This is a genomic window from Chryseobacterium sp. Tr-659 (assembly GCF_011752975.1).
Lineage (GTDB): Bacteria > Bacteroidota > Bacteroidia > Flavobacteriales > Weeksellaceae > Chryseobacterium.
Genome location: NZ_VWWP01000006.1, coordinates 35053 through 59376, shown reverse-complemented (window position 1 = coordinate 59376; position 24324 = coordinate 35053). Strand labels below are relative to the sequence as shown.

General features: G+C 37.0%; 18 protein-coding genes. 8 read left to right on the top strand and 10 right to left on the bottom strand.

The window, feature by feature from the left end; translation table 11 throughout:
* Window positions 1–198: 198 nt before the first annotated feature.
* From F3J23_RS13900 to F3J23_RS13890, 3 genes are all read right to left on the bottom strand, one after another.
* Complete coding sequence (locus tag F3J23_RS13900; protein WP_167030023.1) at window positions 199–1113, bottom strand: helix-turn-helix domain-containing protein; 915 nt, start codon at window positions 1111–1113, stop codon at window positions 199–201.
* Between the two features lie 139 nt (window positions 1114–1252).
* Complete coding sequence (locus F3J23_RS13895) at window positions 1253–2005, bottom strand: metallophosphoesterase (RefSeq protein ID WP_167030019.1); 753 nt, start codon at window positions 2003–2005, stop codon at window positions 1253–1255.
* A 189-nt stretch (window positions 2006–2194) separates the two neighbouring features.
* Window positions 2195–3586: an MFS transporter gene (locus tag F3J23_RS13890; protein WP_167030016.1), complete on the bottom strand. Its 1392-nt coding sequence runs from the start codon at window positions 3584–3586 to the stop codon at window positions 2195–2197.
* A gap of 143 nt (window positions 3587–3729) precedes the next feature.
* Between F3J23_RS13890 and F3J23_RS13885 the strand changes: the two genes are divergently transcribed.
* On the top strand, window positions 3730–4200 hold the full coding sequence (locus tag F3J23_RS13885; protein WP_167030013.1) for an Lrp/AsnC family transcriptional regulator: 471 nt from the start codon (window positions 3730–3732) through the stop codon (window positions 4198–4200).
* 761 nt (window positions 4201–4961) lie between these two features.
* On the opposite strand, the gene F3J23_RS13880 is transcribed toward F3J23_RS13885, so the two are convergent.
* Both F3J23_RS13880 and F3J23_RS13875 read right to left on the bottom strand, forming a co-directional pair.
* The gene (locus tag F3J23_RS13880; RefSeq protein ID WP_167030010.1) at window positions 4962–5477 is read right to left on the bottom strand and encodes a hypothetical protein; all 516 of its coding nucleotides are present in this window, start codon (window positions 5475–5477) and stop codon (window positions 4962–4964) included.
* A 17-nt stretch (window positions 5478–5494) separates the two neighbouring features.
* Window positions 5495–6547, bottom strand: a complete 1053-nt coding sequence (locus F3J23_RS13875) for a hypothetical protein (protein ID WP_167030007.1) — start codon at window positions 6545–6547, stop codon at window positions 5495–5497.
* 484 nt (window positions 6548–7031) lie between these two features.
* Between F3J23_RS13875 and mnmE the strand changes: the two genes are divergently transcribed.
* Entirely contained in the window at window positions 7032–8417 is a 1386-nt protein-coding gene (gene mnmE / locus F3J23_RS13870) for a tRNA uridine-5-carboxymethylaminomethyl(34) synthesis GTPase MnmE (RefSeq protein ID WP_167030004.1), read from the top strand.
* 248 nt (window positions 8418–8665) lie between these two features.
* Here mnmE and F3J23_RS13865 read toward each other — a convergent pair whose 3' ends face one another.
* The gene (locus F3J23_RS13865; protein WP_228455341.1) at window positions 8666–9529 is read right to left on the bottom strand and encodes a YXWGXW repeat-containing protein; all 864 of its coding nucleotides are present in this window, start codon (window positions 9527–9529) and stop codon (window positions 8666–8668) included.
* Window positions 9530–10050: 521 nt separating this feature from the next.
* Here F3J23_RS13865 and F3J23_RS13860 point away from each other — a divergent pair.
* Complete coding sequence (locus F3J23_RS13860) at window positions 10051–11478, top strand: PLP-dependent aminotransferase family protein (RefSeq protein ID WP_167030001.1); 1428 nt, start codon at window positions 10051–10053, stop codon at window positions 11476–11478.
* A gap of 94 nt (window positions 11479–11572) precedes the next feature.
* On the opposite strand, the gene F3J23_RS13855 is transcribed toward F3J23_RS13860, so the two are convergent.
* Window positions 11573–11962 (bottom strand): STAS/SEC14 domain-containing protein, encoded by a 390-nt coding sequence (locus F3J23_RS13855; protein ID WP_167029996.1) that lies wholly within the window; start codon window positions 11960–11962, stop codon window positions 11573–11575.
* Between the two features lie 243 nt (window positions 11963–12205).
* Between F3J23_RS13855 and F3J23_RS13850 the strand changes: the two genes are divergently transcribed.
* The 4 genes from F3J23_RS13850 (at window position 12206) to F3J23_RS13835 (ending at window position 14666) form a co-directional block, all read left to right on the top strand.
* Window positions 12206–13024 (top strand): transporter substrate-binding domain-containing protein, encoded by an 819-nt coding sequence (locus F3J23_RS13850; protein WP_228455340.1) that lies wholly within the window; start codon window positions 12206–12208, stop codon window positions 13022–13024.
* Between the two features lie 32 nt (window positions 13025–13056).
* Window positions 13057–13521, top strand: coding sequence for a RidA family protein (locus F3J23_RS13845; RefSeq protein ID WP_228455339.1), 465 nt, complete (start codon window positions 13057–13059; stop codon window positions 13519–13521).
* A 4-nt stretch (window positions 13522–13525) separates the two neighbouring features.
* A complete protein-coding gene (locus F3J23_RS13840; protein WP_167029993.1) occupies window positions 13526–14047 on the top strand; it encodes a GNAT family N-acetyltransferase in 522 nt (173 codons plus the stop codon).
* A 184-nt stretch (window positions 14048–14231) separates the two neighbouring features.
* Window positions 14232–14666, top strand: a complete 435-nt coding sequence (locus F3J23_RS13835; protein WP_167029990.1) for a RidA family protein — start codon at window positions 14232–14234, stop codon at window positions 14664–14666.
* Between the two features lie 63 nt (window positions 14667–14729).
* Here the strand turns inward: F3J23_RS13835 and F3J23_RS13830 are convergent, their stop codons facing one another.
* From F3J23_RS13830 to F3J23_RS13820, 3 genes are all read right to left on the bottom strand, one after another.
* The gene (locus F3J23_RS13830) at window positions 14730–15428 is read right to left on the bottom strand and encodes a DUF1826 domain-containing protein (RefSeq protein WP_167029987.1); all 699 of its coding nucleotides are present in this window, start codon (window positions 15426–15428) and stop codon (window positions 14730–14732) included.
* 184 nt (window positions 15429–15612) lie between these two features.
* The gene (locus F3J23_RS13825; RefSeq protein ID WP_167029984.1) at window positions 15613–17478 is read right to left on the bottom strand and encodes a T9SS type A sorting domain-containing protein; all 1866 of its coding nucleotides are present in this window, start codon (window positions 17476–17478) and stop codon (window positions 15613–15615) included.
* A 69-nt stretch (window positions 17479–17547) separates the two neighbouring features.
* Complete coding sequence (locus tag F3J23_RS13820; protein ID WP_167029981.1) at window positions 17548–22359, bottom strand: PKD domain-containing protein; 4812 nt, start codon at window positions 22357–22359, stop codon at window positions 17548–17550.
* A gap of 498 nt (window positions 22360–22857) precedes the next feature.
* Here F3J23_RS13820 and F3J23_RS13815 point away from each other — a divergent pair, with 498 nt between their 5' ends.
* Window positions 22858–24090 carry a BamA/TamA family outer membrane protein gene (locus F3J23_RS13815; RefSeq protein ID WP_167029978.1) on the top strand — a complete coding sequence of 411 codons (1233 nt, stop codon included), beginning with the start codon at window positions 22858–22860 and terminating at the stop codon, window positions 24088–24090.
* The last annotated feature ends 234 nt before the right edge of the window (window positions 24091–24324 follow it).

Here is a 24324-nt window from a genome sequence, read left to right as displayed (position 1 = left end):
TTTTCCGCACAAAATTCGAACGAAAAAAATTCAATAGGATTATTCGAAAAACTCCTTGTTTTGTCAAAAAGACTCCTTATTTTTAAAAACATGAGAAATATCATTTATAGACATTATAGATGATAATATTTAATAATATGAATCAAAAATTAATACAAATTTAGCAAAAAGACACCAAGACACACAACTCATTCATTATCAATACAAATCATCTTTCCTATATTCTAACGGCGACCTTCCGGTATGTTTTTTAAAGAATTTGCTAAAAGATGCCTGATCTGAAAATTTCAACTGTGCAGCCACTTCATTCACATTCAAATTCGGGTTTTTAAGCAAAAGTCTCGCTTCCACCGCTAAAACCTGATGAATGATATCTCTTGGCGATTTAAATGTTGTCTTATTAATAACCTTCGTAAGATATTTACGGCTGATAAATAATTTATCTGCATAAAACTGAACATTATGTTCTTCTTTGAAATACTCCTGAACAAGCTTGAAAAAGCTGGTAGTAAGTTCATCTTCTCTGTGGGTAACCAGATGAGGTCTTTCAATTTTTTTAAAATAATTATCGATTTCATAGATCACCAAGGAAAAGTGATGCCAGATCATTTCGTTAAAATAATAATTATCTTTCTCTTTATTGTTCAACACTTTCAATTCATCAAGATGAAAATCCAGCCTTCTGTACAAATCAGGTTCATTTCTGATGATGTGGGTAGGATCCGCAGAAAGGCTTTTCAAAACATTGTTCGATTTATAATTAAACCCGGCCTCAGAAATAAAATCAACAGAAAAGAAAATATATTTCGCGTGATAATCATCTGCAATATGATCTACCCAGAATGTTTCAGCTATAGGGCAAAAGACAATATCTCCTTTAGATACTTCATAGCTTTTGTCATCAAGCCTGAAGCTCACACTCCCTTTCTGCACCATAAAAACACAGAAATAGTCTGAGCGGTAAGGGATATTAGGCTTTATAATATAGTTCGCTCTATTAATCTCCATAACCACAAACTCCTGAATTCTGAGATCAAATTCAACCTGTGAGAGCACCTCATCAAAAGCTAATTGTGAAACAAAATCGGGTTCCGGGTTTGATTTTCTGGACATTGAAAGAAATTGTGATACGAAGGTAGTGAATAGTTGTTAAAGAGGGAAAGAGCAAAATCATGAAAGAGTAAAAAGGTAAAAAAGACCGAGGGATCAGCTTACAGACCGACCTGTTTTTTTACATCTCTGTACTTATACCCTATTCAACAATCTCGATAATCAGTTCTTTATTATAGCCGTTATATTGCTCATCAATATACCCGTGAGGATTACAGATAATTTCCGTGTTCTCAATGGTATATCTGCAAGGGGTATGAATATGGCCATGAATCCAGTATAAAGGTTTATACTCTGTTATCATATTCTCCAGATCCGAAACATAGGCTGCTGTTAACGGGTCTTCTCTATAATGCTCCGGTGCAGATCTCAGACTTGGTGCATGATGGGTAATTACAATATTTTTAAGTCCTTTCGAGTTTTCAAGGCTTTCTTTCAACCACAATTTTGAAAACTGATGGATTTTAAAGATATCAATTGTTCTCATTTTTGAATAGGAAGGATCTCGTCTGATCATTTTATAGTCATTCATTTTTGGCTGGCAGATTATTCCGTATTTAACCGGATTTCCGAAAATGGAGAAATCTGTCCATAGCGTTGCCCCATGAAAACGAATTCCATTAATATCTACAAATGAATTTTCCAGTACAAAGACATTCGAATTCTGTGCTGCTTCTTTAATTTTATTAAGTGTTTTCGGATATGAACCTTTATAATACTCGTGGTTTCCCAAAACATAGATGACCGGTTTATCGGAAATTTTATTTTTAATCCATTCTATACCTTTTGTTCCCAGATGAATATCTCCTGCCAGAATAACCACATCTGCATTATCAAAATAGATTTCCGCACTTCCGAATTCCTGATGAAGATCACTGATGATTTGTATTTTCATGAATATATAATAAGAGGCAAAGGTAGTGAATAAGGAGGGAGAAGAAAAAAGTGAAGAAAGCTGAGAAAGCAAATAGGCGAATAGGCGAATAGGCGAATAGGCGAATTTACTGTTTATCTTTTTGCAAAAAAAGAACCGACACCTAAGTATCGATTCTTCCTTATATAGTTTGTGTATTTTTAAGATTGCTTATGATGAAACAGCTACTTTTGCCTGCTTCACTTTTAAGCTTTTCCATATAAAATAAAGTAACATCCCGATTGCCAGTAGTGCATAGCTGATTAAAACAATCAGATTCAAACTTCCTACTGCAAATTCCGAAGGAAACACCTGGCTCATTAAAGTCATGAATGACAGTCCAATTCCGGCTCCCAGAAAGTAACTCGTAGAACTCAAACTTGAAGCCAATCCATAATTTGCCGGCTCAACATCCTGGATACCCATTACGGAAAGTGCTGTAAAACAGAACGTCATTCCTACCCCCGAAATACATGCAGCTCCTAGCAGAACTACAGTTAAAGGATGTCCGGTAAAAACTGAAATCAACAATAGTACCCCACCCATCAACATGAACAACCATCCAAAAACACCCATCTGTGAAGAGCTTAATCGCTTGGAAACAAGAGGGAGAATAAATTTAGCCGTTAAAGCTGATATAATACTGAACGGGACCAGCATTAATCCGGCAGAAGCTGCACTATATCCCATATCTTTCTGAAGCATCAGTGAAATTAAGAACAAAAATCCTATAAAAAATGCTCCCAGCGAGAAAAAAGCCGCATTGGAAACCACCAATGACCTGTGTTTTAAAAGCTCTAAATCAAACAGCGGTTCTGCAACAGATTTTAAACGATAATATACCATAATTAAAAGCATTACAGCCAGAACCAGGGAACCAACAACCAAGAACGGCTGTTCTTTAATATGAATCAGCTCATGTGTTCCATAAGTGAGACTTAAAAGCCCCAGCACCATCAGTAATCCGGAAACCACATCTGTTTTGCGGGCAGTTTCGTTTTTTTCGTCTCTTGGCAGATAGTAATAAGACAGTACTAAGGTGATTAAAAGAATCGGAACATTGATGAGAAAAACCCAATGCCAGCTAAGATATGTACTGATAATTCCACCTACTGAAAGACCGCTTCCCGAACCAATTGCAGCAAAAGAACTGAAAATTCCGATCGCACGGTTTCTTTCCTGCTCTCCTCTGAAGGTATTGGTAACAATAGATAAAGCTGACGGCATCACCAACGCTGCTCCCAACCCCTGCAAAGCTCTGAAAACAGCCAGTACTTCAAAGCTCTGAGACAATCCCGCTCCCAGTGAAGTCAGCATAAAGATCAAAGCACCCAGCAAAAACATTTTTTTTCTGCCGATCTGATCTGAAAGCTTTCCGCCAATGATCAGAAACCCTCCGAAGAAGAGCACATACAAAGTCTGCAACCATTGTACAGTTTCCGCACCAATCTGAAACTGCTCCTGAATAGAAGGAATTGTTAAATTAATAATGGCAATATCCAAAGCCTCTACAAAAGTTCCTACCGATGCTAAAATTAAAATTAAGTTTTTCCTCCTGTCCATATGTTCAAATTTCCTGCAAAATTAGAATTAATAGAACATATTATAAAATTTAAACTTAAATTTGGAACAATATTTGAAATAAAAACATTTAAAAAGAACAAAACAACTGACACCTCAAATTAAATCTCAAAAAACAGAACAAAATGGCAGCAGAAAATTATACCCCCGATGAGAAAGATCTTTCCATATTAAGACTTCTCCAGAAAGATGCAAAAATGAGTGTCCGTGATATTTCAGCAAGAATTAATCTGAGCACAACTCCTACCCACGAGCGTATTAAGCGCATGGAAAAACTTGGAATCATTAAGGAATACACTGCTGTGGTTGACCGTAAAAAGGTGAATAAAGGTATGATGGTCATCTGTATGATCGCTTTAAATGCTCATAATAATAAAACTGCAGGAAAATTTATTGAGGAGGTAGGAAAGCTTAAAGAAGTGGTTGAATTTTATAATATCAGCGGCGATTTTGATTTCATGTTGAAAATCCTCGCTCCCAATATGGATGAGTTTCATGAGTTTTTTGTAAACAAACTTTCAGAGATCGAAGGCATTGGTCAAACCAAAAGTATTTTTGTTATGAACAGTATTAAAGAAAGCGCCCAAATTATTTAAAAACACCTGGATCATAATACAGCAATGTCCATTTTTATTTTACTCCTCTTTTTAAAAAATGATTAAAAAATAACTCGGAGTCAATTATCATTTAAAAATTAAAAGAAGTATAAATTTTACGTTTTAAAAGCCTTCTCCATTAAAGCACCCTAAACATCTGATATAAAAACCTATTCAGATGAAATAAAATGCTGTTAACATTTTACATACATTCATGATAAAAACAACTAACAAAAGTAAAATATAACACACTAAAAAACAGAATTTTAAAATACAAAAAGCTAACACTATGAAGCTATGTAGTATGTTATCTTTTTGGAAATAAACCCAATTATTAAATATGTTTGTTACATAAAAAAATTAACCCTAACAAAAATTTAGACAAGAAAGAAAATCTAAATTTCTTTCTATGATAATTCAGTAACAAAACAAATCTCACTCCCATCACCACCATTTGAATTTAGTCTAATAATCAGTACACAAGTGATACCATAAATGATGAAAATAAGGGGAGTGGGATTTAATTTATACACTAAACATAATAAAATACAGTACAAACAACAAAAGCCTAAAAAACATTTTCCAGGATGAAATAATATCTGCGAGATATTACAATCAATATTATTAGTTTAGTGATGAGAGGTTACATATTCTTTATTTGTAACCCCTCTTTTTTGTGTTTTACAGAACATGAAAAAGCAGCTGTATTCAGATACAACTGCTTAAAGGTTTCAGCCCGGAGATCCGGGATTTTATATTTCTTATTTCCAGTAATTCCATACTGATCCATCAAAGACAGCCAATGTTTTACTGGCTGTATCATAGCACATCATTCCCGGATAAGGATTTTTCACATTAATATGAGGGGCTGCTATTTTTGGAAGAACCATCGCTTTATCCGAAGACTCCAATACCAAAACACCATCTGCACTGCTTGATGAATTACCAACAACTACTCCATTTCCTACTTCAACAGAATTATTTGCAGCAATAGCACCTGAATTCCCGGCATCCGATAAAGACTTCCATACATCATTTTCATATACCTTTACTTTATTATCCGTTATATCAAAAATAAATGTTCCGTTTACCAAAGATCCTGTAGGAAACCCTGAAATAGCCGGAAGAATCAATCCTTTTGTATTTCCCGCTGCGTTATCAAAATCCAGTACTGTACTATTGCCATCTACCTGCTGTTTACCTATTGCTACCTGGGATGATAAACTGCTAAAAATAACCAAAGCAATTGCAATGCTGATGTTCTTTATATTTTTCATATTCTCAACCTTTTAAATTAATCATTGCAGCTTTGTTGTACACATTTCCATTCGGTACCATTATAAAGCTTTATACATTTGTCCTGAATGTCATATAAAAGCATTCCTTCTTTAGGATCTGCAATTGCATCACCAGGCTGCGGAGTCTGGCTTACGTGCTGAACCCTTGTAACAACAAAACCTTTACTTTTTGATTCTAAAGCAAGGAAACCGTTGGGAATATTCTCCGGCCACGCCTCATTTTTCTGCTGTACAGTAATTCCGAATTTAGTAAAGCCGTCAGGCGCTCCCGCCATTCCCGGTTTTGTACAAACTCCATCCATATCATCAATAATCACAGGTGCATTCCCACAACTTGTTTTATCTTCTGATAATCCTTCAGGCCACAAGGCAGGGCACATTGCTTTTGTTGCATTGGGGCCGCAAAAACTTGCATTTCCCATACCCAGTCCTGTTACGGAACCCATAGCAATTGCCACAATCTGACTATCATCACTAATTATGGAAGCTCCCCCGCCTCCACTTACATCTGCCTTGGCAATACAATAAGCCTTACCTGTAGGTATACCGATATACTCAACAGATGGATAAGTTGTTGACTGCTGGGTAAATGTTCCGCATATTTCCACAACACTACTTGTCCCCATTTCAATTACGGAGGTTGTTCCAGGAAAAAAACCGCCAAAAGTAGGATCTTCCTGTATTACAGATCCCACCAGAGATAAGAACGACTTGGTTCCTAGTGTTATTTTTGAATTCTGCTGAGATCCAAATGAACCCACTTTAATGGTACCGGTAGATTTTACACTTGCCCCATCACCAATATCCAAAACACCAACAACCTGAATATCAACAGACTGCAATTGCCCTGACTGGATCAACAAAGTGGCTCCATTTGGAATACTAATATTGGTACCTACATTGAGGTTTCCATTGAGACAATAAGTATTTCCACTTATCATTGGCTGCCCGGTATAGGGAATACACTGTGCATTGACAGCAGCGTAAAAGACAACCATTAATAAAGAAATGATTTTCTTATTAAGATTTAAAAAAAATAAGCTATCCATGTATATTTATAATAATTTAACAGATTTTTCGCATTCTAATGGCAAATATTTAAAATTTTGACATCAACGACCGGCTAATAAACAATTAACATACCAAACTCATTTTCAACAACAAATAATAATATAAATGCTAGCTGAAGCTTATTTTTTCAATAAAAAAATTTACCGTTTATCGAGTTCAACGCCCTTAACAACCTCAACTACAAAATATTATACAAACGAAAAGTTACAGCTATTCAAGAAATGTTTTTATATTATTTAAAAATTCAATTATTTTTTTTTCGCAAGATTCTATTTGAAAGAAAAAAAACAACAAATGCTTGAGGAGATATTATTCTCATTAACAACATAATGAAATATCAAAGTATTGTGAAAACGCATTGATATATAAAATACGTGTTCCGATTTTTCATTAATGAAATAATAGATTATCTGAATAATATACTCTTCTAAAAATTTATATTAAAAAGCTTAAATTTGCAGCATGAATAACGATACCATTTGTGCACTGGCTACAGCCAATGGAATAGGTGCTTTAGGCATTATCAGAGTTTCAGGTGATGAAGTATTACCTATAGTTCAGAAAAGTTTTCCGGCAAAAAAACTGGAAAAACAAAAATCCCATACCATTCACTACGGTTATTTTATGGATGGAGAGGAAGCTATTGATGAAATCATGCTTTCTATCTTTCTGGCTCCGAAAAGTTTCACAACTGAAAATTCTGTAGAAATCGCTTTTCACGGTTCTCCACACATTGGAAAACGTATTCTGGAAACCCTGATTAAAAATGGTGCCAGAATGGCCAAAGCAGGGGAATTCACCCTTCGTGCTTTTATCAATGGAAGAATTGATCTTTCCCAGGCGGAAGCTATTGCTGATGTGATTGCTTCTGAAAATGAAGCATCCAGAAAAGTAGCCATCAATCAGTTGAAAGGAGGTATCACCAATGAAATATCATTATTGAGGACCGATCTTCTGAATTTCGTTTCCCTGATTGAACTGGAACTGGATTTTGCTGAAGAAGATGTGGAATTCGCAGACAGGACCGCTCTAAACGGATTACTGGATAAGATTGAAGTAAAATTAAATTCACTTATTGAAAGCTTCCAATACGGAAATGCTATTAAAAATGGGACTGCAGTAGCTATTATCGGAAAACCGAATGCGGGAAAATCAACTTTACTCAACGCTTTATTGAAAGAAGAAAGGGCTATTGTAAGCAATATTGCAGGAACAACCAGAGATACGATTGAAGAAGTTTTACATATTAAAGGCCATGCCTTCCGCTTAATTGACACTGCCGGACTTCGTGAGACAGTAGATGAAATTGAAGCGATCGGAGTAAAGAAAGCAAAAGAAAAAGTAGAAAATGCCAGCATTCTTGTTTATCTGGCCGATGCTGCAACGGAAGATTTCTCTGAAGACATTGAAATGATCCAATCTCTCTTAAGGAATGATCTGAAGCTTATTATCTGTGCTACAAAAATTGATGAAGTTATCCCCACAAAGTATGAAATGGCAGAAGACATTTTCAGAAATGCCATTGCCCATGAGTTTGACTTCATTACAATTTCAGCTGTTGAAAATCAAAACATTCAGGATCTTAAGAATGAACTTTCTTCATATGTTGAGCATTTAAAAACTGAAGAAAACAATGTTGTTATTACCAACCAGCGTCATTTTGAAGCGCTGCAAAAATCTTTAGATGCGGTTCATAAAGTAAAAGAGGCCATTTCTTTCCAGATTTCAACAGAATTGCTTGCCTATGAACTCAGAAATGCATTGGAACACCTGGGCGAAATCTCAGGAGAAGTAACCAACGATGAGGTACTGGGGAATATTTTTTCTAAGTTTTGTATCGGGAAGTAGAAACACACAATTTGAGTGCTGAGCTTTTATAAAATTAATATTTATATACATTATTAAATTTAACATCAACCTAAGCTGCGATCAGTATGTATCTTATATAATATCAATTAGACATTAATGTTATAAAGCAAAAAACCAAGGGCTATACAGACATGGAAGAAATTTTCCAAACGGTATAGCCCTTGGTTTTAATCTATTTTCATCAATATATTGAGAATGGGAGCAAGACTTTCTCTTCTCAATTTGACTTACCTTCTTCCTCTTCCTCCTTCTCTACCCATTCCTCCCATTTTCATCTCTCTTCCTCCGGCATCAAATCCCCGACCTCCCGGAAAGGTCATACTATGAATGGCTGGTCCGGAATTATTGTTCCGAAACTGTCCCATGTTATTTCCCATATTCTTCTCATGGTCCATTTGTTCTTTACTTGCCGGGATACGATTATCATTACGCATCCCATCCATTTCGTCCTTGTTGGGATGGTAAGCTACTCCTTTTCCGCCATTGAAGCTTTCACGGTTTGTATTAACAATATTGACTTTATTGATATAAGTATTATGAATATTTTTATCTACTCTCCATACTGAAGTATTATACATGAAATGTCCTCTATCCCATCTTCCCCCATAAAAACCATTTCCGAAATACCCAAAACCATAATTAATTCCTCCGTAATATCCTACTCTGGGGCCCCAATATCCCGGATGCCATCCATAAAATCCATCATAAAATGCCCAATATCCAGGAGTCCATAGCAGTTCAATAGCAGGAGGCAGTACCCATACTCCGGGAACCCAATAATAACCGTTTGCAGCCCATGCCCAATATCCAGGGGTCCACAGGTAGCCATCACCAGGACATAAGGGTTGAACATAATCAGGTAAAGGTGGTGGAGCAAGCTCTGTTTTTACGGTAATAGAGGATCGATCATCCATATACCCCGTATTTTGTCCAAAGACGGAAGTTGTTGTCAATAGAACAATAATTGAAACTACAATGAGTTTTTTCAGTTCAAGATAAAAATTCACATTGAGCAAATTATTACCTGCGGATGCAATACTTTCTTTCATTAGAAATAGGTTCTCATGAAAGTGAGACATTTTTGTTTTCATAAAAAAGAAATTTAATATTAGTGAATACAGTATACAAAACCTCTACAAGGCTGTAACTGATTAAAAGAAGTGACTGTGAAAAAATATAAGATAAATATGAATGGCCTTACTATTAATTATTGTGATCAATAATTTAACAAAAAAGAAATTGAACTATCAGTTTCCTTTTTTAATAACATTCTTTCTCTTAATAACGTTATATCAAAATAGATACCGTAAAAGAATTATAGGACAATCATGTTCAAAAAAACTACTAAACCCGGCAATATGCAAATATTGACAAGGCAGTTATTGTATTATGCAATTTAAAGAATAATAAATAAAAAAACAATATGTATTATTAATTAATAATATAAAACAAAAACCACAAATTGATAAATCAACTGCAATACTGGACTTTTCCACGGGAAAATATAAAGTTGAGTTTAATTTATAGGGCTTGCTGGAACGGCATCTATGAAACTTCACTATATTTAACAGATTTTAAATTTGAACATTAATCTATAACAGTTTAATCTTTTATGAAAGAACCTGTTTATATCACATTTGCCAACAGAATCGCCAAAATGATTGAGGAGGGAACCTTTAAACCTGGTGATAAGCTGCCCTCCATTAGGAATTTGCATCAAAAAAAAGGCTTGAGCATTGGCACAATATTACAGTCTTTTAATTATTTAATGGAAAAAGGATTGGTTGTCTCTAAGGAGAAATCGGGATATTTTGTACAGGATGTTCAAGGTAAAGAGATCATGACACCTACTGTAATACCTGTTTCGTTATCGGCACAAACCGTACATATTGACAATTTACTGCAAAGGTTACCGCTTGATGGAACTGGAAAGAATTTTGTCTCATTTACCAATGCACTCCCTGATAACAGATTACTTCCTTTCAATAGTATTAAACGTTTTATCCAGCAAAGTTCGAGAGATTACAGCGGAAGTTATCTCGGACTGGAGAACCGCTACGGGAATAAGCATTTACGGGAAGAGATCGCCAAACGTTCCCTGCATTGGAAAGGTGCTGTTCATGCAGATGAAATAGTTATTACCAACGGTGCTTCAGAAGCTATCTTATGCTGCCTTAAAGCGATAACACAGCCTGGGGATACTGTACTTGTACAGTCACCGTGCTTTTTCGGTATACTCCAGATTATTGAATGTCTTGGTTTGAAAGCTGTTTCAGTACCTTCACATCCTGTGTCAGGTATTATTGCTGCAGAAGTAAGGCAAGTCTGTCAAAAATTACCTGTCAAAGCTTGTGTAATTGTCAGCAATTTCAATAACCCCGATGGTTCCAGTATCAGTACAGAAGAAAAAAAAGAACTGGCAGCCTTGGCCAATACGCTGCAAATCCCTATTATAGAAGATGATCTTTACGCTGACCTTTTCTTTAAGGGAATAAGGCCTGATACAATAAAAACTTATGATACTGATGGCTGGGTAATGTATTGCAGTTCGTTTACCAAAACTTTAGCTCCCGGACTCAGGATTGGATGGTGTGCAGCAGGACGTTTCACCTATAATGTTGCAAGAATTAAATCTGTGCTTAATCATTCTACTTCCAATTTCAACCAGCAAGTCATTCTCCAGCTGCTTCGCTCCGGTGCCCTGGAAAAACATCTGTTGAAATTCAGGCTTGAAATGCAAAAGAACCTCCACCGTTATACCACTCTTATCCAGCAATATTTTCCTACCGGGACCAAAATTACACAGCCTAATGGCGGACTTTACATCTGGATAGAGCTTCCTGCTCCCCTCAATACTTCCCAACTTCTTGAAAAGGCAATAGATCAGGGTGTATCTTATGCTCCCGGCGAACTTTTTTCATCCGGCGGAGATTATCTGAATTATCTACGTATCAGTTATTCAGGTCTTTGGGAGAAAAAAACAGAACTTGCCCTTGCCGGTTTAGGAAAGCTTTTTAGCAGTGCTGTTCATGAATTTTGATCAGTTGATCGTCAACCAAACTCACAAAGAATTTAAGCATTCTTAGTTGACGAAGATTCGTCAATGTTTTAAACTCTGTGAGTTATCATTTAATTTATTCATTGGGGGTTATGAATTTTAACGCTTCATCCAATTCTGTTTCATCAAAATATCTCTCTTCCAGGGAAGGATTGAACAAATGAAGGACCTTATTTTCAATAGTGACTACCGATTTCATAAAGTCTGAATGGGATACAACGGCACAACGTCCTATTTTTCCAAAGTGCTTAATTCCCCAAAGTTCGCCTTCAAAAAAACCTTTCAGTTTCATATCTTTAATCACCGACATATCTTTTACCTTAATGAGTATATTGATATGCTGATGCCCTTCATTCAGCTTTTCTTGGAAAAGCTTCTCTATAAGCAATGCATCCGGTTCTGTGAATTCCCCATATATCTCCAGCGCAATGGCGTTATCCTTAAATTCTTTTATTTGATTAATCATAACTATTTTGTTTTTAAATGTTTACTTTTCAGTATCACCTGTTTAACAAATTTAAGCAAATATTACAAGGAGTAAGATCTAACCACCATAATCTTATAAGCATCTTACTGAGATGTGGACATTTATAAAGTGTTAATATCATTTCGAAGCCAATCTGTTACAGAAAAATATACAAAATCTGTATCTGTTATGATATTAAAATCACTCGTAGTTTTGTAATACATTTCATTAAATCAATCATATATGAGTAAAAAATTATTAACACTCATTATCATACTATTTAATTTTAAAATTATGCAGGCACAAGATTTCCAACCCAAAACGCTGGACAAAAACACGAAAATAAAAATAGCTTATGTTGATGAACCTCCTTTCTATTGGACAGAAGGCGATAACGTAAAAGGAGCTGATATAGAACTGGCGGAAGCAATCCTGCATGCCATCGGCATTACGGATATTGAATACATCCATACAACGTTTGAAAATCTTCTATCGGATGTTCAGGCTGGCTTATGGGATATGAATGTTCCGATTTTCGCAACTGACGAGCGTGAAAAAATGGTAACATTCAGTATTCCTGTCTGGGCTTTAGGAGATGGATTTGTAGTTTTAAAAGGGAATCCTAAAAACCTAACCAGCTATGAAGCTGTTGGAAAGCGGGCAGATGCACGTCTGGGACTGATACCTGGCCAGGTACAGTTTGAAAAAGCAAAAGCAGCAGGTGTGGCGGATAACCAGATTTCCATGTATAAAGACCAGCCTGAAGTGATCGCAGCTTTACTTGAAGGTAAAATTGATGCATTTGCTGCAACCGCAATCGGAAACAACTCTATTGCTCAGGCTAATCCTCAATTAGAATCTGTTCATCATCCAATCGACAGCAAAGATCAAATACCAGTGGGTGCTTTCTCGTTTAAAAAAGAAAATTCAACACTGATTAATGCTGTAAACAAGCAGCTTCTTACCTATCTGGGAACTGAGGATCATCGTGGAAGAATGGCAAAATATGGAATTACAGATGCAGAGATTAATCCTGTGGTATCAAACAAGGATAAGAAATAATATCCACAATGTTCTTCTATTTTCGCAAAATAATGGTATTGTTCCTTTTATCAGGAACAGCCATTTCCGGCAATGCACAAGCAAACAAAATAACGCCTAATAAGAATATCATGGTAAAGCACAACGAAATTTCACAGTTTGGCTATTCAGAATATGTAGAAATTAATTTAGGAACAGCCAAAATGCTGGTCTTTTCTGGACAATTGGCTCTAGATGCAAATGGTAACACTGTTGGTTTGGGAAACTTTGAACAGCAGGCTGAATATATTTTTTCTAATATCCAAAAGAAGCTAGCTAAAGCCGGCGGCAGTATGAAAAACATTATTAAACTGAATAATTACTTTACCGATATCTCTCATCTTCCAACATTCAGAACCATAAGAAATAAATACATAAATACGGCACAGCCTCCTGCACAAACTTCTGTAGAAGTGAAACAGCTTTTCAGACCAGATGTACTATTGGAAATTGAGGTTACAGCAGTCATTAAATATTAAAGCCATGACAATACAAAATAGTACCCACCACGATATTGATGAAATTTTCAGACTCTATAAGATCGCTACAGACCTTCAAAAAACGAAATTTCCTGTTCACTGGCCGGAATTTGAACGAAGCCTTATTGAAACTGAAATTAAAGAAAACAGACAATGGAAGCTTATCATTGATAATAAAATTGCCTGTATCTGGGCAACAACTTTCAGCGATGTTCAAATCTGGGAAGAGCGGAATATAGATCCATCTTTATATATTCACAGGATTGCAGCGAACCCGGATTTCCGGGGTCAACATCTTGTGAAGCAAATTGTAGAATGGGCCATGGTTTTCGCAAAGGAAAATAATAAACGTTTTATAAGAATGGATACTGTAGGTGATAATCCGGGATTGATTGAGTATTACATACAATGCGGTTTCGACTTCCTGGGCTTATCCACGCTTAAACACACTAAAGGACTTCCTGCTCATTATGATAATGCAACGGTAAGCTTATTTCAAATGGAGATCAGGGGAGATTATGATTAATCAATAGGTATATCTATAAAATATGGATAAACAATATTTTTTTGTAATTTAGGCATCAGCACTCAGCGCTCATAACGTTTGTACAAACAACGATGGATCTCTTCGGACTTCATGGTAATCATTAACAATATAACGGCGGCTATTGCATTTTTTATAAAAGCACCTATTCCTAAATTATAAAATTATGAGATATTTCCTCCTTCTTCCGATAGTATTATTTTCCTGCGCTGCTTTTTCACAGGAAGCAAAAATTAAAAAAGAGAAATGGCATTGGGACAACAAGGCACAACAAGATACAATTGCAGGCTATGCTCAGGTTTTAAAAGTTGACAATATCCTTTACATTTCAGGTGTTGTTACTAACGACATTACTCCTGAAGGCATTACTTCAGTTTATAATGCTTTAAAAAGAGCTCTATCAAGTTATGGGGCTACATTTGAAAATGTGGTAAAAGAAAACTTATATACAACAGATATTGAAGCCATGAAAAAATATAATTATGTCAGAAAAAAATTTTATAATGGTGATTTTCCGGCAGCAACATGGGTACAAATAAAAAGGTTATATATGCCTAAATCAAAATTAGAAGTTGAATTAACGGCACATCTTCCAAAATAATCTGAGACACCCTACTTTTCCTTCAAAAATACAGAACAAACTCATTTGAAGCTTCTGCAACCTTTAGCAAATCAGCAGCAATCTATATTCACCATCATTTTCAACAGGAGCTCGGTGAACACAGGGTAAAACCTGCTGTGACGGATGATCTACCGCCAAACGCCAAAGATGCCCCAATCCTAAATTAACCGGTTCAGCATTGGGCTTGGGCTCATAATGCAAATCGAAGAAATATTCTTTAAGAAAGGTTTCAAATTCCTCTTCCGGACCGTTGTGCAGTTCTTTAAGCTTTTCCCGGATTTTAGGAATTAAAATTTTTTGTTCAACCTGATCATTGGATATGATATCACTTGCCGCACCATGATAGGTGCACAGGAAAGTATCTGTGCCAACCGGTGAGCGATCAACGTGATAAGAATATACATCTGTTGAAATGAAATCCAGCTCATCATCACGGTCATAGGATTTCAATAAATTGAGGGAAGGTAATGCTCCGAAATCAGTCAGCTGCTTTAGATCATTTAAAATAATTTCCCTTGCCGCAACACCTTCTTCCGATAGCTCCAATGCTAAAAGATCTTCAATATAAACTTCGGTAATATTCTCTTTTAACTGAAGCTTAGATACAATTTCTTTAAAATTTCCAAATAAATCTCTTTTCCAGCAAATGGCATTCACCGTTCCCTGGAAAACTGTATTTGTCAGTTCGGAAAATGTAGAAACTACCTCAATTTGTGCGTTGTCAGAAAATGTATTGCTCATAGTTCAGGATAAACAATCCGGTTGTTTAATTCTCTGCAAAAATAATGAATAGCCGGAACAATCATATTGAGATTAAAATCTAATATTGCCATATATAGGATTTTTGAAATTCCAGCATAAAAAAACGATGCTTTCAGAAGAAAGCACCGTCTGTATATAATATGATCAGTGATTCTGTTTCAGATTACTTCTTCAGTATTTTTTCAGTTACTGTGGAAGATTTGGTTTTTAATTTAATATAGTATACTCCTGTCTGTAGAGAAGATAATACAATTTGTTCCTGTGTCATATTTAAACCTCCCTGTTTTATCAATTGTCCTGTAGTTCCAAAGATCTCATAAGAAACCAATGGTTCTTTGCTTCTGATGTTGAGTACATCCTGTACCGGATTCGGATAAAGCTGTATTCCCGCCTGAGCGGCAGTCTCTTCTACTGACATCTGGCTGCATGCCGATTTAGCAAATTTTGTAAAAAAAGATTGTGACTTCCCTCCCATAACGTTAATCGCCATAGTATTAACACCATCATTAGGATCTACAAAAAGCTGATCATGAAAAAAACCACCTACGACATAATTCCCATCTTTATCTGCAGCAACTGCAGTAAATTCATCTGTCTTATTAAAATTACTTAGAATTTCACCTGTTCCCAGAACTGCTCCGGTATCTTTGTTAAGCCTTACCAATAAAGGATCTGATCTGTCTCCATCAGGGCGTGTCATTACATAACTTCCCCAGATATCAGACCAGCTGCCTTTAGCAAACGCTATTTCATTTCCATTAATAGCCAGTACTCCTTTTGTAAAACGATATCCAAACTGAAGACCGGACATTCCCTCAGGGGTTCTCGCCCATTGTACAGCACCTGAAGCATTAATCCTCATCACAAATGGAACTGTTTCAACATAATTTCTTAGCGGAAAAGTATAATTTCCAAAAGTTGCAGGCACTGATATTCCGTTAAAGTAACGACCTGAAATATAAATATCCGACGTCGCAGGATCTTTTACAATAGAATGAATTTCGTCATCTGTAGCGGTTCCGCCATTGTTAATTTCTCTTCTCCAGACTTCTGCCCCTGTGCTGCCATCAAAAGCCAGCACATAAGCTGATTTTGTAAACGGAACATTATTATAGGACAGATCAAGCATATTACTGAAGCCTGCATCCATTTTTTTCCCTGCAAGATAGTACCGGTTCAAACTTTCGTCATATACTAAATTCACCTTTCCTTCTCTTCCTACACCGCTTATTGCATCCCCGGTAATTGGAAGAAGCACCGGAGTAGCCGGAGTCATATTTCCATTATCATAATTGAATTTAACTGCATAATACTGATAAGTTGAGGTATAGGTTGATGGTACCGTAATTAAACCTCCCAAATGGGTTCCCGCTCTGAATCCCATCACCGAATGAATATTTTTGGAAGAATCCATATACATCATCTGAACATCGCACATACGAGAAAAATAATTAACGTCTCCCTGCAAAGGTTTACTCCATGCCAGCGTACCATCAGATGTATTATATTTCAGCAGAAAGGCTGCTTTGTGAGCAGGCTCTATGGTTTGATCAAAATAGGTATACAAGGGCTGAGTATGAGTATCATCAAAATGTACAGGTACTGCATTCGGATCTCCTGCATATGAATTATTGTAAATGGTAGCGACAATATATAATCCCCCGTTATTATCGATCTTTATATGCCAGGCATTCTCTCCGTCTCCTGAGCCGCCTATCGCTCTAGACCATCTTATATTCCCCTCACAATCGGTAGAGAATAGAAAAAGATCGCTAAGCCCATAGTTGGTTACCGATGTGCCATTCAGGTTTTGCCCCTGTTCCCGCATCAATGCCAGATAATACGTGTTATTATTATTATCTACTACGATATCCCTTATTGATTCATCAAAAATATAATGAAACCCCGGATCAGCCGAGCCTGTTACTCCTCCTGCCTGCTTTCCCCATTGCCATTGATAATTCTGGCTGAAAGATGCTATTGGCAGCATGGTGAGCAATATCAACAGTTTGTTTTTTAATCTTATCATAAAAGTTCATTTTGTTATCTCATACTATAAAAAACAGTGCTCTCCGAAGAGAACACTGTCTATAAGCTACTAATTTTTAATCAGTTTACCTTGTAATGATGTGTCTCCCGTTTGTACAATGACAATGTAAACACCCTGCAGCCAGCTTGAAACTTCCACGTCTACCTCTCCGGAAGCCGCTTTCACTTCTTTACGGAATTTGACATTGCCCATGGCATCAAAAACCGTAACCTGTTTTGCAAGTAATTTTTCATCACCTGTATTGTACGAGATTTTCACATTTTCCTTCGCAGGATTAGGGATCATTTTCAGAGAAGAAACTGAAGTGGTACTCACTCCTTTTCTGTCTTTTATAGCTCCACCCCAATCTTGTGCTTCCACTTTGATCGTGAATTTACATTCTTCCGCCGTAAATAAGATCTCATCAAAGCCTGTGAAGTTTGAATTCGGATAGAATACTAAAGGATTAATATTCATATCATATACGCCTCCGGCAGGAATGGTAATGATAGAAGGTATATAAACCCCATATCCGTATGCACTGGAAACCGTAAGACTTATCGGCTGGCTTCCACCATTGTAAATCACACCGTATACATTGAAATGATCTTTAACCCATTTCATGGCCTTAATTTCACCTTCTATCTTACATTCAGGTTTAACTCCACATTCTTTACCCGGGAAGTAATTCATATTTCCGGAAGTATACTGACAACCCAAATGATTGATCTGTAACTGATATGTTCCGGATGCACCAATATACAACGGATAAATATAATCATTGGTTCCGTTCTGGATACTGTTTCCGAACAGCTGCCATTCGTGGTAATCAAATATTCCTTTTGGTCCCAGAATATAATTCTTTCTGAAACATTCGTCATAACAGCCTGTAGGGAATACCCACATCAGACTCTCAAGACTTAATGGCACCTGTACTTCGGCACTTACTTTACAGCCGCTTGGTGCTGTATAAGTAACCATATAAGAACCACCCTCGTTCACTACAATAGACTGACCATACATTCCGTTACTCCAGTTGTAATCTCCTGCAGACGGCCCTGAAGCTGTTAATTTAATTTCGTACGGCTGGCAACTTTGCATTGCATAGGTTACTGCAATTCCTGTTGGAGGATTACTTACTGTAACTGTAAAGTTTTTAGAGCTTGTACATCCTGAAGTTCCAGGAGTTCTTACTTCAAGAGTATAAACATAAGTACCTGCAGTTAATGCTCCGGTGTTATAAGTAATAGGATAAGGAGAAGAAGTCCAAGGTACTACCACAGAGCTTCCTTTTTTCCATTGATATTCCAATGAGTTATCCGTTACAAGACCGCTAAGAGTTGTAGAAGATCCTGCACAGATATTGGCTTTTCCTGATATGTTAACATACGGAGGATTTTTAAGTATTACAGACGTTGCTTTTGTACTCATCACACTTGTTTTACAACCGTCTGATGATACAAGTATCGGCCAATAGCTTCCCGATTGAGTCGGAGTGAAAACTGGAGAACTTGGTGCTCCCGGCACAGGCTGAGAACCATTCATCCAGATATATTGGCTAGGAGATCCAAGAGTGCTGTTGAAAGAAATACTTGGAACACTTCCCACACACGCTGTAAGAACAGGTGGTGCCATATTTCCATCAAGAGTTGCTTCTTTCACGCCAATATTAATAACAGCAGAAGAGTATTCACATCCCATAGGAGTTTTAATTTTCAGCTGTATTGTTTTTGTTCCGCCTGAATTATACGTAACAGTAGCGTTCGGTCCTGAGGCAACATAAGCCGTACCGTCAAAAAGCCATGTATAAGTATAAGCCGGATTATATGAAGCCGGAGTGAATGTAATCGGCTCACGTACACAGATCCATGCAGGCACCAGGAAGTTGGTACTTGGAATCGGATTCAATGTAATAGTCTGCGTAGTAGTACATGTTGGTTTTCCTGGTGCAGACATTGTCATTGTAAAGGTATAAGTACCTGGTGCAAGATTGTTATATGTTGCCGTTTGTCCTGTTTGTGTAGATAACCCTGTTCCACTGAATGTATAAGTAATGGATGAAGGATTAATGTCGAATATCGTAGAGGTATTATAAAGCGTAACGTTATATCCGTTTCCGTTACAAACCTGACCGATATTAAATTTAGGCTCGTAATTCTTTCTTACTTCCACTCCTTTGGTATACCAGCAAGAACCATATCTAAGACGTACAAAAACTATGTGAGCTGCTGCAAGGTTAGTCTGATAAGTTGCTGTTGGCAATCCCTGAGTTGAAGCTAAAGTAAGCACACTGTCAGACATCCATTGAATCTCGTTAGGAGTTCCAGCGTAAGTTAAACCTGAAACAGAAATGGTGTTACAGCCAGACCATGTAGGAACAAAATTGATCTGAGGATCTGTTGTACAGCCTCCACTGCTTGGACACGATTGTGTTACATTGATATTTTGTGAATAAACCACACAACCGTTTAGGTCTGTTGCCCGTACTTTGTAGGTTCCGAAAGCTCCGGCACCAAAAATCGTATAAGAATTACTGGTAGCACCTGAAATTTGTGCGTTATTTTTATACCATTGCCAGGAAACAATTCCGGTAAGTCCTGTGGAGCTATTAGCCGTAAGGGTATACGGAGTCATTGTCGTTGGATCACAAACAGCAATATTATATACCGGAGAAACTGTAATAATTGTTTCCGGGAATATTGTAAAGTTGGCAGTTGCCGTAGGTTTGTAATTACATCCGTTCGTTCCGGTGTAAGTTACTGTTACTGTTTGAGTAATATTACTTCCGGTATTGTTCAGAATATATCCGTTATTCGGGAAGCTGTAATTTCCTGTAGGGTTGAAACCTGTAGAATAAGTTGTTCCGTTGGCAAAAGTGAAAGTAACTCCTGTTGCTGACGTAATGGTTCCCTGATTAACAGTGAACGCAAGGTTTGAACCTAAACAAACACCTCCTACATTAGTAAAGCTTACCACCGGAAGTGTCAGTAATGATACCGGAATACTTATAATTTTTGTTACCCCGCATTTCACGACTCTTAAATTCAGCGTCGTGCTGCTTGTTGAAGAAATCTCGTTAAAGTTAACTGTAATATTAGCAGTCCCCTGCCCTCCTACAACACTTCCGAAATTCGGACTTGCAAAAGTCCATTCCATAAAGTCAGGAACAATACCATTCAGGTTAGCACTGAAAGTCTGCGTGCTGCTTGGACAGAAAGGTCCCGGATTAGGATTAATCACAATTGTATTAAGATCCAACGGCACTACATTGAATGAAATTGGAGCAGAAATACAACCAGCATTGCTGATAGATTTATTTTGAGCCGAAACCGAATAGGATGAAGCACCTGTGTTAAATACAACCGTTACAGAAGGTCCGGCATTGCTTCCCTGAATTGTTCCGTTGGTAACACTCCATACCGGCACCATTCCCGGATCTACAGAACTGATGGTGTAGACATAAGGTTTTCCAGGACATACTTTCACATCTCCGGAGATAGTTCCAGTAGGTGCTGATGGAATTGGTAATACTTTAACAATTCTTGCATTACTCTCACAACCTCCTCCTTGTTTCGTTGCTGTTACCGTATAAGTACCTGCCAGAGTAAAATTATAGGAGAAAGGTCCTGTAATCGGTCCTGAAGTATAGGTAGATCCTCCTGTAGTTACCTTCCAGATAACCGGAACATTCGGTGTAGCGGTAAATGTCTGGCTTGTTCCTGCACAGATTTCGTCAGCTCCTCCGCTTACTACTACCGGTTCTTCCACTACAATCTCCATTTTTGCATAACCCTTACAGGTCAATAATGTATTCATGTAGTCAGCAGTAAGTGTATATGTACCCGGCTGAGATGCACTGAAGACCACTTCATTTCTCTGCTGAGTATAATTCAGCTGAGCTCCCGCAGGACCCGACACATTCCATTTAACGCTGGTAGTAGGCCATTGAGGGATTGAATAAGTATATTGCTTATTAGCACATACCACCGGCTGTCCTTTTATTTTCGCATTTCCTAAAATGACAGGAATTTTAATCGTTGTCCACTCAGGGCATGCACATTCAGATAAATACATTACATAACCAAAACCATCAAGCGGATCTACCTGATCCCACTTCACCTGGATCTCGTTACCGTTGTTCCCTACAATAGTCCCGCCAATAACTTTCCATTGTCCTTTATTACATCCATCCTGTGCACTGTATGTTTCAACACTGCCTTCGCATACCACGGAAGCACAATTGATCTGCACCGGCGGAGCTTTTATTACTTCCAGATCCTTTTTGTATACGTCCTGACAACCACACTTATTGGTTACCACCAGACGAACAGTATAAATTCCCGAATCTGTATAAGCGTGAGACGGTTCAAAAGCCGTAGAAGTTGTTCCGTCTCCAAAATCCCAGAAATAATTGATAATATCCGATCCTCCGTTTTGCTGAGAGAGGTTATCAAAATAGATCGGTGTATTTTTACATACCTGATAATCCAGGTTCATCATTTCAAACATCGCAATCGGTCTGTTGATCTTTTCGATGCAGATGGTCTGATTCTCTACGGTTCCGTCATTGTACGTAATCGCAGCCTGTAAAGAACCGTTACCTGCAGCTCCCCAGCTTACATACGCCTGGCTGTTTCCAGGGCCTGAAAATGTTGCAGTTCCTCCTGAGACCGTCCATTGTACATAAGAGACGTTGGAGCCTGCAACCGTGTAAAATACGCCGGATTTCTCACAGACACGGAGACATTGAGAAGAATTGATGTAAGAATAGGCGACGCCATTATCAGGAATTTGTCCTTCTTTTTCGCCACGGAACTCCTGGCATCCGACCTGAGCGGTCCATGTAATTCGAGCTTGAGCTTGGAGTACCCAGGGTACCATAAGCCAACATAGTAGTAGCCATCTGAAGATGTACTGCCTACCAAAATAGGTGTTGTTTTTCATAGTTATTAAAAAAAGTGTTATTAATTTTTTGTCAAATTAATAAAAAAAATAATATGAAAATCATTTAACCGTGAAAAAATAACATTATTTTACACCTGAATCATAACAATATACAGCAATTCGTGACTATATGTTATTTCACCTGCATTATAGTTATATAAAAAAATATCATCATTTTCGATGATTGAGAGATTTTCAACTATTAAAAATTAAAAACATACCCCATTACAGCACCTAAAAAAGCAAACAAAACATACAATTAAATAATTAAGTTTATTTTTTTCTATATAAACAGATTTTAAATTAAAAATAATCAGTATAAAAAAGACACTTTGAAGAAAATAATAAATACAGTCCAGTAAAAAAAATAGCTTCAGAATTATTTGCAATTATCCCTAAAAATATATGTATTATTGTGTGTACAAACTTACACCGATGAAAAGAGCCCTCACCTGTTTTCTTCTTATCTTTTTCTTCCTTTTCTTCAAGGCACAAAACAACAAGACTCAAGAACTTGTTGATTCTTTGCAACAACCGGAAACATCACAAAAAGATATTGTAGACGTTCTTCACAGAATTCTCCATAAAAAAGGCAATACAGATACAGTTCGGGCGGGAAAAAAATTTAACTGGTCATTAATTCCAGCAGCAGGCTATACTTTACAGACAGGATTTGCAGGCGTTATAAGCGGCAACATCGGCTTTTATCAGCAGGGTACAAAAGATCAGAAGATCTCCAACATCAACACAAGCTATACGTATTCACAATATAAACAAACCATTTTCCCATTATATATTAATATCTGGACAAAGGGCAACAAAATCAACCTTATCAGTGATTTCAAATACCTCAACTACCCCTCAGAAGTATATGGTTTAGGAGGAAAAAAAATTTCAATAGAAGCTAATTCCAATACAGCCTATACGGTTAACTTTAAATATATAAAACTACATCAGTCCATTATGTTTAATGTTTTAAAAGACTTTTATGCAGGAGGAGGTATTTATTATGATCAGTTTTGGGGTATTAAAATTACAGACTCGTTAGGAAAAAGAATCAGCCACCTTCTTTCCAGAGATTTAAAAACCTCGGAAAGGGCTTCAGGATTAGCCATAAAAGTATTGTATGACAACAGAATCAATCAGATCAATCCACAGAACGGCGAATATCTCAGCATTACTTACCACCCCAATTTCATATTTATGGGAAGCCAGGCCAACTGGTCTTCACTTCAAATAGATGCCAGAAAATACATTCGATTGCCAGCCAATTCGCAAAACACTCTTGCATTCTGGGGCTTTGCATGGCTCACTACCAGTAAAACTACCCCTCCTTATCTTATGCTTCCAAGTACGGGATGGGATGATCAGAACAATACAGGAAGAGGCTATATACAAAGCAGGTTCCGCGGCAAAAATATGTTCTATTATGAAAATGAATACCGCTTTGGAATTACCCGAAACGGCTTACTGGGAGGAGTTGTTTTTGCCAATGTACAATCATTCTCTGCCGACCTTTCCGATGAATATAAAAAGCTTCTTTTCGGATACGGAGTCGGGTTACGTATCAAACTGAACAAACACAGCAACACCAATCTGGCTATAGATTATGGTTTCGGACAAAATAACTCTCACGGTTTCTTTGCCAATATCGGAGAAGTTTTTTAACTCATTTTATGTAAGACTTCACCCCATTACAAACAACACATTTCATAGAAATAAAAACTGCGGAGAATCATTTTTCTCCTTATCACCCGTATTCTTTACGGTTATACTTTCGAAATATAATAATTGTTACAATAATTAAAAACTTCCCTGAACGGTATTATTAAATGAATACAATGGGAGAATTGTCAACTAAGATGAAATACTTTATCTTTGTTTTTTAAGGCTTATCAAAAA